This is a genomic window from Mesorhizobium sp. WSM4904 (assembly GCF_029674545.1).
Classification (GTDB): domain Bacteria; phylum Pseudomonadota; class Alphaproteobacteria; order Rhizobiales; family Rhizobiaceae; genus Mesorhizobium.
In genome coordinates this window covers 5,932,317-5,945,711 of record NZ_CP121354.1, presented here as the reverse complement: position 1 = coordinate 5,945,711, position 13,395 = coordinate 5,932,317, and the positions used below count along the sequence as shown (strand labels likewise).

The following is a 13,395-nucleotide window of genomic DNA, read 5'->3' as shown; positions in this document are numbered from 1 at the left end:
CTGCATCTCGAACCTCTCTAGGGTCTTCTGTTGGGGCTTCCACGTGGCCAGCCAGCCGGCAGAGCACCATGGCCCGATGGCTGCACTGCGCTGGCCAGAACTGGATCGTTGGGCTCTGATGGCGCGGCATCGCCATCCTGACACGAATTGTCACCTGCGGAGCCACGCCCCAGTGGCAGACGGACAACCGGTCCCTATTTGATGTCTGGTCCAAACAGGGAGGAAGTCATGACCACTGCGACCACCAATGATATTGCCAAGGATTTTACGGAACTCCTCAAGAAGGGCGACAGCCACACCGCAGCCGCGAAGTACAATGCCGACGACATCGTCAGCTACGAAGCGATGGAAGGCCCGATGGCCGTCTGCAACGGCAAGGAAGCCGTCAAGCAGAAGGGCGAGTGGTGGGAAGCGAACCACGAGGTCCATGGCGGCTCGGTCGAAGGCCCTTATGTCAACGGCGACCAGTTCGCCTTGCGCTTCAGCTTTGACGTGACGCCCAAATCCACCGGCGAACGCGTCAAAATGGATGAGGTTGGCCTCTATACGGTCAAGAACGGCAAAATCAGCGAAGAGCGCTTTTACTATTGAGACCGATCGGCCTCAGCCGGCTCGCTGCTTTCGCGACTTGAATTGAAAGACCAGGCATGGCGGCTGGGCAATGCGCTGGCCGCTATGCCTGCGTCTCAAATCGTCTTCGCATACTCCGCAAGCTGGTCGGCCACCGTGCCCCAGCCGTCGAAGAAACCCATCTCCTCATGGTTGTCGCGCGTCGCCTCGTCGCGGTGGATGGCGGTGGCGGTGTAGCGCGTGCCTCTGCCTTCGGGCGGTCGAGGCAAAGCGCTGGCAAAGCGGGCAGGGCAGGCCTAGGGTTCGGCCAGATTCGCAATCCATCCGCCCGAGGGCCTGTCTTGACGATCACCATGTACGGCATCACCACCTGCGACACGATCAAGAAGGCGCGCGTCTGGCTGGAGAGCCATGACGTCCCTTATCGCTTTCACGACTACCGGGCCGAAGGCATCGAGGCGCAGACGCTGAATGGCTGGGTCGGCAAGGTCGGCTGGGAGAAGCTGCTCAACAAGGGAAGTACGACCTTTCGCGAGTTGCCGGAGAAGGACAAGGAAGCGCTCGACGAGAAGAAGGCCAAGAAGCTGATGCTCGCCAAGCCGACCATGATCAAGCGGCCGGTGCTCGAGGTCGGCGAGCGCATTCTGGTTGGGTTCAAGCCGGAGGTTTACGAGGAGGCGGTGGGGTAGGTTCGGCAGGCACGACACATATCCCGTCGTCATCCTATGGCGGAGCAAGGAGCGAAGCGACGCGGCGAAGACCATAGGATCCATGCCGTGACGTTCGAGCCTTGCGACGGTGCAGGTTCTGCTGTCGCTGCATCCTTCGGCTGAGGTCACGGCATGGATCCTCGGGTCAAGCCCCATAGGCGCTAACTTAGGCTTGACGGTGATCGTGGTGAGTGATTCACCGTGGTTATGAGCGATTCGCTGCAAGCGTTGGATTGGGACGAGCTGGTCGGACGATTGGGCTCGGCAGAAGAGTTGGAGACCAGCGCGCGGGAGGCTGGGGCGCTGCTGCGCAAACGGCAGGTGGCTAGCGCTGCTGACCTGCTGCGGCTGTGTTTTGCCTATGTGCTGGGTCGCTTCTCGCTTCGGATGCTGGCTGGTTGGGCCGAGCAGCGGGGAGTGGCGTCGATGTCGGACGTGGCGATGCTGAAGCGTCTGAAGGCCAGTGCTGATTGGGTGGGCGGCCTGGTTTCGGAATTGCTTGCCGAGCGCTGCCCCGAAGCCTTCGCCGGCTTGTACGGAGGCCTGCGGATGATGGCGGTGGACGCCACGGTAGTTGCGCCGCCTGGTCCCAAGCGGGTCTATTGGATGGTGCACACGGTGTTTGATCTTGCAACGCTGAAGCTCTGTTCGGTGGAGGTCACGGATCGCCATGAAGCCGAGCGGCTGTCGCGCGGCGCCAGGGCCGGAGAGCTTCGGATCGCCGACCGTGCCCACGCCAAGGCCGACGATCTGGCTCGGGTAATCGAGGCAGGGGCTGATTTTCTGGTTCGTGCCCCTTCAAACTATCCACGCCTGCTGGATGGCCAAGGCCGGCTATTGGATCGCTTGGCGCTGTGCCGTGAAGCGAGCAAGAAGGGCGTGCTCGATCTTTCGGTGGGCGTCCAGGACGGCAAGTCCAGGGTCGCGATACCCGCTCGGGTGGTGATCCTGCCCATGCCGCCCGAGGCGGCTGAGAAGGCCAGACGAGCGGCGCGCCGTTTGGCGGCCAAGGCGAGATACAAACCCAGCCAGGCCGGCATCGAGATGGCCGGCTATCTGGTGCTGTTGACATCGCTGCCGCCGGATGACTGGCCGCCTGAGCGGCTCGCCTCGACCTATCGTCTGCGATGGCAGATCGAGCTGGCGTTCAAACGCATGAAGTCGCTGGTGGGTCTGGAAGATCTCCGCGCAAAGGATCCCGACCTGGCTCGCCTGTGGATCAACACCGCTCTGCTGGCCGCCCTGCTGGCCGAAGATGACCTGCCGGCCCTCGATCCCGAGGCGCCGGACTCTCTCCCCCTGGCCGCCTGAACCGATCCGCCCTGCCGATCTGGCGTCTCGTGGCCTTGGCAATCTCCAACATCTCGATGGCTGTATTACTGGGGCCTACCAGGTTGATCTCCCTCGACATGCTGCTCCACCGCTTGCGCGAACCACCCCGACGACGACGCGCCATCGCACATCGATTGCTAAGTTAGCGCCTATGGGGTCAAGCCCGAGGATGACGAACGAGAGGTCACGCGCCTCGCAAATACCCCGCCAGCGCCACCGCATTGTTGTGCGCCTCGTCATGCGCGCCGTAGAGCAGCGTCACCTTGCCGTTGCCAAGCAGGTCGCGCAACTGCGCCACAGCCTCCTCGTTGCGGTCGAGCTCCGCCCGGTACCGCTTCTGGAACTCCGCCCAGCGCCCGGGCTCGTGCCCGAACCATTTGCGCAGCTCGTCGCTCGGCGCGATGTCCTTGAGCCATAAGGTCAGCGCGGCATCCTTCTTGGCGACACCGCGCGGCCAGATGCGATCGACCAGCACCCGCTGGCCGTCGGTCTTCTCGGGCGTCTCGTAGACGCGCTTCACCGCAATGTCGAAGGCCATTACGCCTCCTTTGCCAAGCAATTCCAGGAAAAGTGTGCAACGGTTGGGCTCGGCGACCTCGCCGTAGCCGTCCGTCCGGAATTGCGCGAAACAACGAGTCCTGTCAGGCCCACTCGCCCTTGCGCATCACCGGCACGCGGCCGCCATCCTTGCCGACACCGTCGATGTCGATCTTGTCCGAGCCGATCATCCAGTCGATGTGGATGAAGCTCTTGTTGCCGCCGCGTTGCGCAATCTCGTCCTGGCTGAGCGAAGCGCCGTTGACGAAGCACTTCGAATAGCACTGTCCGAGCGCGATGTGGCAGGCGGCGTTCTCGTCGAACAGGGTGTTGAAGAACAACAAGCCGCTCTTCGAGATCGGCGAGGAATGCGGCACCAGCGCCACTTCGCCGAGCCGGCGCGCGCCCTCGTCGGTGTCGAGCACCTTCTTCAAGACGTCCTCGCCCTTCGAGGCCTTGGCCTCGACGATCCGTCCGCCCTCGAAGCGCACCGAGATCTCGTCGATCAGCGTGCCCTGGTAGGAGAGCGGCTTGGTCGAGGAGACGTGACCTTCGACGCGCCAGGCATGCGGCGTGGTGAAGACTTCCTCGGTCGGGATGTTCGGGTTGCAGGTGATGCCGTTCTTCGCGGTCGAGGCGCCGCCCATCCATTCATGGCCCTCCGCCAGTCCGACCGTCAGGTCGGTGCCCGGCCCGGTGAAATGGAGGGAATGGAAATTATGTTCGTTCAGCCATTTCGTGCGCTCGGCCAGGGCCGCGTTGTGCGCCTTCCAGTTGCCGATCGGATCCTCGACGTCGACGCGCGAGGCCGAGAATATGGCATCCGCCAACTTAGCCACCGCGACGTCGTCGGGCTCGCCGGGGAACACCTGCTTTGCCCAGGCGAGATCCGGATAGGCGACGATGTTCCAGTTGATGTCGAAGCCGGTGATCTTCTCCAGCGCAGGCTGGTAGGCCATCGAGTTCGCCTTGTTGGCGCGCGCCACCTTGGCCGGGTCCTGCGCCGAAAGCAGCGACGGGTCCTCGCCGCGCACCGCAAGCCGCGCCGCATTGTTGGCAAAGGCCTTCGCCATGCCTTCGTACAGCCAGCCGGCGGCGCGGTCGAAGCCGGCGTCGGCGCCGTAGCGGAAGCGCGCCAGCGTGATCTCGTCGTCGTTGAAGATCGGCGTCACCAGCCCGGCGCCGGCCTTGTAGGCATGCTCGACGATGCGCCGGGTCAGCGGCAGCGCCGCGATCGACGAGGTCAGCACGAGGTCCTGTCCCGGCTGCAGCTGCAGCCCGACCTTGACCGCCACTTCGGCCAGCCTGTCGAGCTTCACGAGGTCGATTGTTGCCGAGACGCCGCGCGAATGTGTGGTCATGATCCTGCCTGCCATTATGTTGGGGTCTGGTCCTTACATAGACCGCTGCGGCTGGCCTTTCCACCGAGATCGACTGGGCCTGATTTAGGCGGCGCTGTCCAACGCCCGGAACTGCGCCATGGTCGCCTCGATCTCCTCGCGGATCCAGGCCTTGAAGTCCCGCACCTTGCGGCTTTCGCTTTTCGTCTGCGACGTCACCAGCCAGTAGCCGAGCCCGCTCTCGGCCCGCACGCCGAAGGGCGCGACCAGCCGGCCGTCGGCCAGCGCATCGGCGGTCAGCAACTGCCAGGCGAGCATCACGCCGTGGCCGGCGATCGCAGATTCCAGGCAAAGCATAGGATCGGTGAACCGCGCGCCCTTGAGGAAGGTGACCGGCTCGACGCCAGCCGCATCGAACCAGCTGTCCCAGCTGATCATCGCCCGCTCGTCGGTGATGGCGCAGGTCTGCGCCAGGTCCTCGATCGACTTCAGCTTCGCCGCGATCGATGGCGCGCAGACCGGAAACACCTCTTGCGCGAGCAGCAGTTCCGCCCGGCCGCCAGGCCACTTGCCGTCGCCGAGCCGGATGGCGATGTCGATGTCGGAATGGTCGAGATCGGCGAGGCGGGCGGAAGCGTCGATGCGCAAGAGCACGTTCGGATGCCGGGTGAAATGCCGCGACAGCCTGGGCAGAAGCCATTTCGAGGCGAAGGCCGGCGCCACCGAGACCACCAGCGTGCATTCCGTCGCTTCGCCGGCCAGCGCCACCGCTTGCGCCAGCTCACGGAAGCCGGCGCTCAGCCGCGCCGTGAAGACGGTGCCGAATTCCGTCGGCACCAGTCCGCCGGGCGTTCGCTCGAACAGCGCCTGCCCCAGCTGTTTTTCCGTGCGCTTGATCTGCTGGCTGACGGCGCTGGCCGAGACATTGAGCTCTGCGGCCGCGGCGGCGAGCGAGCCAAGCCGCGCTACGGTTTCGACGGCGCGCAGGCCGTTGAGATGGACGCTGTTCAGCATAGCCATTCAGTTTTTCTAAACCGGCAGGAGCGAAATCTCAATTGAAACCTGGATGGGAAAGGCGGATTTTACCCAATGCAGCCCTGACCTTGGAGGCAATCCGATGAAGATTTTATCTTTGCTGAAGGGTCTTTCCAATGCCGCGTCGACAAAGGGCCGGCATGATGACGGCGAGATCGCGCACTGGGTCGTCGACCCGCTGTCGCATCCGGTGCTCGACGCCATGTCCGAGCGCGAGCTCGGCGACATGCCGTTCCGGCTGACGGCCGGTCGCACGGCATACGAGACGGCTGGAGCGAGCTGCCGCTGAATCGCCGACAGGACCGATAACTGCTCTCTGCTCCTACAAGGCGCCAAACTTCATCAAAGTCGGCGCCGCCCCTCATCCGCCTGCCGGCACCTTCTCCCCGTATAGTGACGGGGAGAAGGGGATGCTCGCAGCCTCGGCGCCTTCTTGCAACCTTGGTGATTGGCGAAACCAGCGATGAGAGCGTCCTTCTCCCCGTCACTATACGGGGAGAAGTGCCCGGCAGGGCGATGAGGGGCGGCGCAGACGTCGGAGGTTTCAGCCTCCAAGAGCCATACCGGAGCGGAAGGCGCCTTGCCGCCGTTCTGGCCCAACACAAGCGCGTTGTTTCGCCAGCGCACACACCTATGTTGCGCTGCAATGAACGTCGCATCGCCATCCCCTTTGCGTCTTGCCGTCGCCGGCATGGTTGCGCTTGCCGTCGCCATGGGCATCGGCCGCTTCGTCTACACGCCGATCCTGCCGGGCATGATGGAGGAGCTGCATTTGACGCCGGCCGATGCCGGCTGGATCGCGTCCGCCAACTATCTCGGCTATCTCATCGGCGCGCTTGCCGCCGCCGGCGGCTGGGCGCACGGTCGCGAGCGCCTGCTGATGTTCGTCAGCCTCGCCGCAAGCGCCATGCTTGCAGCTCTGATGGGTCTGAACGAGACGATGGCGGCATTCATCGTCATCCGCTTCCTTGCCGGGCTCGCCAGCGCCTTCGTCATGGTATTCATGTCGTCGATCGTCTTCAGCCACCTTGCCGCGTCCGGCCGTGGCGACCTGCAGGCGCTGCATTTCGGCGGCGTCGGATTGGGTATCGCGGCGTCCTCGGCGCTGTTGGCCATTCTCGTCGCTTCCCATGCCGGCTGGGCCGCCGGGTGGCTATGGTCGGGAGCGGTTTCCGCTGTCGGCTTGCTCCTCGTCGCGCTGCTCGCGGGCTCCGCCACGCCGGCCAACGGCGTCGACGGGCCTGAACCGGCGTTGCCGAAGGACAGGTCTCTGACGAAGATGATCCTTGCCTACGGGCTATTCGGCTTCGGCTATGTGGTGACGGCCACTTTCCTGGTCGCCATCGTTCGCCAGGGCGGCGGCGGGCGCGTCTTCGAGGCCACCGTCTGGATGGTCGCCGGCCTTGCCGGTTTCCCATCGACCTGGTTCTGGCAGAAGCTCGCCGCCAGGACCGGGATCTATGCGGCTTATGCCGTGAGCTGCCTGGTCGAAGTAATCGGCGTCACCGCCAGCGTCGTCGTCAAGGGTTTCACTGGGCCGCTGCTCGCCGGCGTGCTGCTCGGCGGCACCTTCATCGCCATCACCGCGCTCGGCTTGCAGACCGCAAGGCAGCTTGCGCCGCAGGCGCCGCGCCGCATCTTCGCGGTGATGACCGCGGCCTTCGGCCTCGGCCAGATCATCGGTCCGATCGCCGCCGGCCTGCTTGCGCAGGCCTCGGGCAATTATGTGCTTGCCTCGGTCATGGCGGCTGCCGCTCTGCTGGTGTCCGGCGTCATTGCTTGGTCGGCTGCACCAAAATCGCCATGATTTGTGGTCTTGCTCGGTGCTGGGCATCGGGCAGGGCATTTTCTTTCCCACTAATGTGTGACCTTATGCCCGCCGAACAGCAACGCCGCTGATTTGCGGTCAGACCGAGGAAACCCGCCACAGTGTTCGTATCCTTCTTCCCGCAGCCGAAGCTCTTCTTCACCTCGGCCGCCGTCTGGAGCCTTGCCGCGATCCTGTTCTGGTTCTTCGGCGGCGAGCATCTGGGGGCCTTCTTCGGCTTGCCGCCGGCAGCGGCTGGCGCGCCGCCCGTCGTCGGCATCGCCGTGCTCTGGTCCACGCCGTTTCTGTGGTTCTACATCTACTTCGCTTTTTGCGTGCTGGTCTTCTACGCGTTCTGGAGATGGTATTCGCCGCACCCCTGGCAGAATTGGTCCATTCTGGTCGCGGCCTTCATCCTGTTCCTGATCTACTTCAACGTGCAGATCAGCGTCGCCATCAACGACTGGTATGGACCATTCTTTGACTACATTCAGGGACTGATGGCGAACACGATGGAGTCCACCGACACCGAATTCTACACCAAGCTGGCCACGTTCGCTTGGTTGGCGTTGGTTGGCATGAACGTTCAGGTGGTCAACAATTTCATTGTCAGTCACTGGATATTCCGCTGGCGCACGGCGATGAACGACTATTTCATGTCGAACTGGACAAGGCTGCGCCACATCGAGGGCGCCTCTCAGCGCATCCAGGAAGACACGATGCGCTTCTCGCAGATCATGGAGGATCTGGGCTCCAGTTTCATCCAGTCGATCATGACGCTGATAGCGTTCCTGCCGGTGATGATTCAGCTGCAGGCCCATATCACCGAGCTGCCGATCATCGGCGCTGTTCCCCAGCCGCTGGTGATCGCCGCGCTGGGCTGGTGCCTGTTCGGAACGGCCTCGGTCATGATCGCCGGCCTCAAGCTGCCGGGCCTGCAGTTCCGCAATCAGCGCGTGGAGGCCGCCTATCGCAAGGAACTCGTCTACGGCGAGGATCATGCTGACCGCGCCCAGCCGGCGACGACCGCCGAGCTGTTCGCCAATGTGCGCCACAACTACTTCCGGCTCTATTTCCACTACATCTATTTCAACGTCGTCCGCTACACCTACCTGCAGGCGGACAACATCTTCTCATTCTTGATCCTCGGGCCGTCGATCGTGGCGCACAAGATCACATTCGGCGCTCTGAATCAGATATCGAACGCGTTCGGCAAGGTGACGAACTCGCTGCAGTTCCTGTTGAACTCCTGGTCGACCATCGTCGAGCTGCAGTCGGTGCACAAACGTCTGCGCGCCTTCGAGGCGACGCTGGAAGGAGCGCCGCTGCCTGACCTCGACCAGCGTTATCTTGCCCGGCAGGGTGTGAAAGACCCGGCCTGAACGAGAGCATATCCAGGAAGAGTTTTCACGGGATCGGACTGTTGGCGGCTCAGCCGCCCACAGTCGCCTGCTTTTGATCGGCGCGCTGGCGCGCCACATAGTCGCGGAAGCTGATGCACTCGACGTCGGCCTTCACGCAGACCTCGTCCGCGAAGCGCTCGAGCGCGTTCCAGTAGGTGCCGCCGTTCATCTGCGTGAAATGGAAGCCGAGCTCCAGCGGGACGCGCTCGCCGTTGTATTGCGCATCGAAGGCGGCGCGGAATGCGTGATAGGCGCGGTCGGCGAACTCGTCGGCCCTGGCCGGCTGCTCGAAGCCGCCCGAGTGGCGGACATAGAGATTGTAGTCCATGGCGACAACCGACTTCGACTTCGGCCCTTCCGGGATCAGCGGCAATGCGAAGCGCGTGATGCCGCTCTTCGTCGGCGGCACGGCGGGGCCGTTCGAGACACCGCTCGCGTCATACTGGAAGCCGGCTTCCGGCAGCGCTTCGTAAAGCGCCTTGTCGGTCGACAGATACGGCGCGCGAAAACCAATCACCGCATGGCGGGCGAAGTCGTGCCAGCCGGGCGGCTCGGGTGAAATGCCGTTGATCGCATAGGCATTTTCGAGGATGCGCCTGAAGGCGCCAAACTCCGCCAGCCAGTCGGCCTTGCTCCAGTCCTTGCCGTCGAAATGGCCGCAGGCATGGCTGCCGATGTCATGGCCTTCGCTGGCTGCGAGCCGAATTTGTTCCAGTCTCTCAGCGACGTCCTGCTTCGAGGCGGCAAAGCCGATATTCGATTTGCCGGCGCCCTTGCCGGGCGCGACGTATTCGACGCGCGTTTCCGGCGACAGCAGGAAGACGCAGGACACAAAATAGGTGAAGTGCGCTCCGGTGTGTTCCGCCAGCGCGCGGCTGCGTTGCCACTGCGAGATTTCGCGCGCGCTGTCGAAGGAGATAAGGACGATCTGCTTTGGCTTCGCCGGTATCGGCTCCCGCGATCCGGGCGGATCGGCGATAGCCGCGGCAGCAGAGGTGGCAAGCGAGACGAGACTGAGCGCAAGGGCGCGGAACGGATGTGGCACTGGCAACCTTCGGCAGCGATCTTTCAGACTGTTGGCAGCCGGCTATTGCCCAATTGTGGCATCGGTGCGTTGCAGCCCACTCGGAAGCCGCTCTGGCTTGTCCCGCCGATTTTCCGGTGCTCCCCCTTCCATGCCGACAAAATTTCGCTAAAACGCGGGGCTCAAAGAAGCGCCCCGTTCCGGGGCCGCAATGGTTTTTGATTGATGTCGGACGACAGTTTTATCCGCGAAGTCAACGAAGAGATTCGTCGCGAGCAGGCGCAGGCGCTGTGGGATCGTTTTGGTCCGATCGTGCTTGGTGTCGCGATCCTGATCGTGGTGGCGACGGCCGCCGTCGTTGGCTACCGCTATTGGGACGAGACCCGCGCCAACCGCTCGGGCGATGCCTTTTCAGCTGCGCTCAAGCTTGCCAATGACGGCAAGAACGACGAAGCGATCGCCGCTCTCGATCAGCTGGAAAAGGATGGCTACGGCGCCTACCCGCTGCTCGCACGCATGCGGGGAGCGACCGTCAAGGCCGACAAGGGCGATGTCGAGGGAGCGGTCAAGGATTTCGACGCGGTCGCCGCCGACAGCGCCATTCCTGCCGGCATCCGCGACATGGCCCGCCTGAGGGCGGCGCTGCTGCTCGTCGATCACGGCTCCTTCGCCGATGTCTCCAGCCGGGTCGAGGCGCTGACCGCCGACACCAATCCGCTGCGCCACGCCGCGCGCGAGGCGCTCGGCCTTGCCGCCTGGAAGGAAGGCAAGTCGGCGGACGCGCTGAAACTGTTCGACCAGATCGCTTCGGATGACGGCGCCCCGCGCAATTCGCGCCAGCGGGCGCAGCTGATGTCCGAGCTGATCCGCGGGTCAGGCAATGCGTCGTAGCGCATGTCGCCCAAAAGTGCGCAGCGGTTTTGGGATCAACGACATGCGCAACAAATGGTAGAGTCGGATGGGCTTCAAAGTCGCCATCATCGGCCGGCCTAACGTCGGCAAATCGACTCTTTTCAATCGGCTGGTGGGAAGAAAGCTGGCGCTTGTCGACGACACACCGGGCGTGACGCGCGACCGTCGCGTCCACGCCGCCAAGCTCTACGATCTTCACTTCGACGTCATCGACACCGCCGGCTTCGAGGATGCAGCGGCGTCCACGCTGCCCGGCCGCATGCGCCAGCAGACCGAGATCGCGATCCGTGAGGCCGACCTGATCTTCTTCACCGTCGACGCCAAGTCCGGCCTGATGCCCGACGACCGGACCTTCGCCGACGTGGTACGCAAATCCGGCAAGCCGGTCGTGCTGGTCGCCAACAAGGCCGAGGCGCGCGGTGCGCAAGGCGGCATGCTGGAGGCCTGGGAACTTGGTCTCGGCGAGCCGATCCCTGTCTCGGCCGAGCACGGCCAGGGCATGCCCGACCTGCGCGACGCGGTGATCGCGGCGCTCGGCGAGGAGCGCGCCTTCGGCGAGGATGATGAAGAGACAGGCGACGAGATCGCCGTCAGCGAGGTGCTGATCGGCGAGGACATCGCCGACCCCGACGCGGAGCCCGCCTATGACGACAGCAAGCCGCTGCGCATTGCCGTCGTCGGCCGCCCCAATGCCGGCAAGTCGACGCTGATCAACGCGCTGATTGGCGAGGAGCGGCTTTTGACCGGTCCCGAGGCCGGCATCACCCGCGATTCCATCTCGGTCGACTGGGATTGGCGCGGCCGCCGGATAAAACTCTTCGACACGGCCGGCATGCGGCGCAAGTCGAAGGTCCAGGAGAAGCTCGAGAAGCTTTCGGTGCAGGACGGGCTGCGTGCCATCCGCTTCGCCGAGATCGTCATCATCGTGCTCGACGCCACCATCCCCTTCGAGAAGCAGGACCTTCAGATCGCCGACCTGATCATCCGCGAGGGCAGAGCGCCGGTGATCGCCTTCAACAAATGGGACCTGATCGACAATCCGCAGGAGCTTTTGGCCGAGCTGCGCGAGAAGACCGAGCGGCTTCTGCCGCAGGTGCGCGGCATCCAGGCGGTCACCGTCTCGGCCGAGACCGGGCGCGGCCTCGACCGGCTGATGGACGCCGTCATCAAGACGCACAAGGTCTGGAACAGCCGCGTCTCCACCGGCAAGCTCAACCGCTGGCTGGAAGGCATCCTCGCGCATCATCCGCCGCCCGCCGTCGCCGGCCGCCGGCTGAAGATCAAATATGTCACCCAGGCCAAGACCCGCCCGCCGGGTTTCGTCGTCTCCTGCTCACGGCCGGACGTGATGCCGCAGTCCTATGTGCGTTATCTGTCGAACAGCCTGCGTGAGGCCTTCGACATGCCGGGCGTGCCGATCCGCATGGCTCTGCGCACCTCGGACAATCCATTTGCAGGTCGCGCGAAGAAGCGGTGACTTCTGGGGAGAAGCGCCAATACTGATTCCTCGTCATCCACGGGCGGAGCAAGGAGCGAAGCGACGCGCGCAGACCCGAGGATCCATTCCGTGACTTGGAAGCGCCGCGACGACCCAGAATTCTGCACCGCTGCGCCCTGCGTCCGAGGTAACGGAATGGATCCTCGGGTCTACGCTCCGCTTCGCGTCGCTCCGCCCGTGGATGACGAACCGCGCGGGACCTAAGCCACTTTCAGCATATCCTTCGTCTCTGCCCCTTCAGGCAACGCCTCCATCGCCGAATGCAAAAGAATGTCCGCCAGCCGTGCCGCGACCGGATCGAGCTCGGCGTCCTTCTGATGCATATGCAGCGCCATCTTCGGCAGCGGCGGCAGCCCAAGCACTCCCGGCGCGAGCGCCCTGACATTGACGGGCAAGCCGATATCGGTGCGGATCGTCAGCCCAAGGCCGGCCGCGACCGCCGCCCAGATGCCGCCGAGGCTAGGGCTGGAGAAGGCCATGCGCCAGGCAATGCCGGCACGGTCCAGCGTCTCGGTCGCCACGGTGCGCAGCAGGCAGGGCGCTTCGAACACCACCAGCGGCAGCGCCTCGCCATCGCGGGAGCCTGCATCCACCGGTTTCGCCGGACCGATCCAGCGCGCCTGCACGTCGGCGACATGCCGGCTGTAGGGCAGCGTCGTGCCGTCGTGCCAGGCGAGCGCGATGTCGAGGTTGCCGGACAGGACACGTTCGGCGAGCTCATGGCTGCGTCCGATGCGCGCCTCGATCCGAACTTTGGGATGGGCGCGGGCGAAGCGGCCTAGCACTTCGGGCAGCACGGCTTCGCCGAAATCCTCCTGCAGGCCAAGCCGCACCCAGCCTTCCAACTCGACGTCGCGGATGGCGGAGGCCGCCTCGTCGTTGAGCTCGATCAGGCGCCGCGCATAGCCGAGCATCGTCTCGCCGGCTTCGGTGAGCGCCAGGCCGCGGCCCGCCTTGCGGAAGATCGGCGTCGCCGCCTGCTCCTCAAGCTTCTTCAGTTGCGCGCTGACGGCAGAAGTTGAGCGGCCGAGCCGTTCGGCCGCCTTGGCGAAGCTGCCCAGTTCCATGCCGGTGACGAAGGTCCGCAGCACATCGAGGTCGAAGGTGACGCGTCGCATAAGATCGTCCTCATTTTCAGGATTATAGATCAAAAACTTCCTGATTTTATGAACGAAACTATGGCGCTACATCCATCCCGTCAAGGTCGGTCGCCCGGCCGTCACGGGA

At 64.1% G+C, this 13,395-nt stretch carries 13 protein-coding genes and 1 pseudogene; 8 read left to right on the top strand and 6 right to left on the bottom strand.

Going from position 1 to position 13,395, the window contains the following annotated elements; all coding sequences use genetic code 11:
- Positions 1–228: 228 nt before the first annotated feature.
- Entirely contained in the window at positions 229–591 is a 363-nt protein-coding gene (locus tag QAZ47_RS28915) for a nuclear transport factor 2 family protein (protein WP_278231639.1), read from the top strand.
- 95 nt (positions 592–686) lie between these two features.
- Here the strand turns inward: QAZ47_RS28915 and QAZ47_RS28910 are convergent.
- A pseudogene (locus QAZ47_RS28910) lies at positions 687–827 on the bottom strand (SRPBCC domain-containing protein); the annotation flags it as partial.
- A gap of 84 nt (positions 828–911) precedes the next feature.
- On the opposite strand from QAZ47_RS28910, the gene QAZ47_RS28905 reads away from it, so the two are divergent.
- Positions 912–1,259 (top strand): ArsC family reductase, encoded by a 348-nt coding sequence (locus tag QAZ47_RS28905; protein WP_278231638.1) that lies wholly within the window; start codon positions 912–914, stop codon positions 1,257–1,259.
- Positions 1,260–1,487: 228 nt separating this feature from the next.
- The gene (locus tag QAZ47_RS28900; protein WP_278204343.1) at positions 1,488–2,591 is read left to right on the top strand and encodes an IS4 family transposase; all 1,104 of its coding nucleotides are present in this window, start codon (positions 1,488–1,490) and stop codon (positions 2,589–2,591) included.
- Between the two features lie 205 nt (positions 2,592–2,796).
- On the opposite strand, the gene QAZ47_RS28895 is transcribed toward QAZ47_RS28900, so the two are convergent.
- The 3 genes from QAZ47_RS28895 to QAZ47_RS28885 form a co-directional block, all read right to left on the bottom strand.
- Positions 2,797–3,150 carry a DUF488 domain-containing protein gene (locus QAZ47_RS28895; protein ID WP_278204342.1) on the bottom strand — a complete coding sequence of 118 codons (354 nt, stop codon included), beginning with the start codon at positions 3,148–3,150 and terminating at the stop codon, positions 2,797–2,799.
- Between the two features lie 103 nt (positions 3,151–3,253).
- Positions 3,254–4,510, bottom strand: a complete 1,257-nt coding sequence (locus QAZ47_RS28890) for an aminopeptidase (RefSeq protein ID WP_278204341.1) — start codon at positions 4,508–4,510, stop codon at positions 3,254–3,256.
- Positions 4,511–4,594: 84 nt separating this feature from the next.
- Entirely contained in the window at positions 4,595–5,509 is a 915-nt protein-coding gene (locus QAZ47_RS28885; RefSeq protein ID WP_278204340.1) for a LysR substrate-binding domain-containing protein, read from the bottom strand.
- Positions 5,510–5,606: 97 nt separating this feature from the next.
- On the opposite strand from QAZ47_RS28885, the gene QAZ47_RS28880 reads away from it, so the two are divergent.
- The 3 genes from QAZ47_RS28880 (at position 5,607) to sbmA (ending at position 8,713) form a co-directional block, all read left to right on the top strand.
- Entirely contained in the window at positions 5,607–5,813 is a 207-nt protein-coding gene (locus QAZ47_RS28880) for a hypothetical protein (RefSeq protein WP_278204339.1), read from the top strand.
- A gap of 357 nt (positions 5,814–6,170) precedes the next feature.
- On the top strand, positions 6,171–7,331 hold the full coding sequence (locus QAZ47_RS28875; protein ID WP_278204338.1) for a YbfB/YjiJ family MFS transporter: 1,161 nt from the start codon (positions 6,171–6,173) through the stop codon (positions 7,329–7,331).
- Positions 7,332–7,453: 122 nt separating this feature from the next.
- Positions 7,454–8,713, top strand: coding sequence for a peptide antibiotic transporter SbmA (sbmA, locus tag QAZ47_RS28870; protein WP_278204337.1), 1,260 nt, complete (start codon positions 7,454–7,456; stop codon positions 8,711–8,713).
- A 49-nt stretch (positions 8,714–8,762) separates the two neighbouring features.
- On the opposite strand, the gene QAZ47_RS28865 is transcribed toward sbmA, so the two are convergent.
- Positions 8,763–9,779: a polysaccharide deacetylase gene (locus QAZ47_RS28865; protein WP_278204336.1), complete on the bottom strand. Its 1,017-nt coding sequence runs from the start codon at positions 9,777–9,779 to the stop codon at positions 8,763–8,765.
- A 204-nt stretch (positions 9,780–9,983) separates the two neighbouring features.
- On the opposite strand from QAZ47_RS28865, the gene QAZ47_RS28860 reads away from it, so the two are divergent.
- Both QAZ47_RS28860 and der read left to right on the top strand, forming a co-directional pair.
- On the top strand, positions 9,984–10,649 hold the full coding sequence (locus tag QAZ47_RS28860) for a tetratricopeptide repeat protein (protein ID WP_278204335.1): 666 nt from the start codon (positions 9,984–9,986) through the stop codon (positions 10,647–10,649).
- 67 nt (positions 10,650–10,716) lie between these two features.
- On the top strand, positions 10,717–12,147 hold the full coding sequence (gene der, locus QAZ47_RS28855) for a ribosome biogenesis GTPase Der (protein WP_278204334.1): 1,431 nt from the start codon (positions 10,717–10,719) through the stop codon (positions 12,145–12,147).
- Positions 12,148–12,368: 221 nt separating this feature from the next.
- Here der and QAZ47_RS28850 read toward each other — a convergent pair whose 3' ends face one another.
- A complete protein-coding gene (locus QAZ47_RS28850) occupies positions 12,369–13,286 on the bottom strand; it encodes a LysR substrate-binding domain-containing protein (protein WP_278231637.1) in 918 nt (305 codons plus the stop codon).
- Between the last annotated feature and the right edge of the window lie 109 nt (positions 13,287–13,395).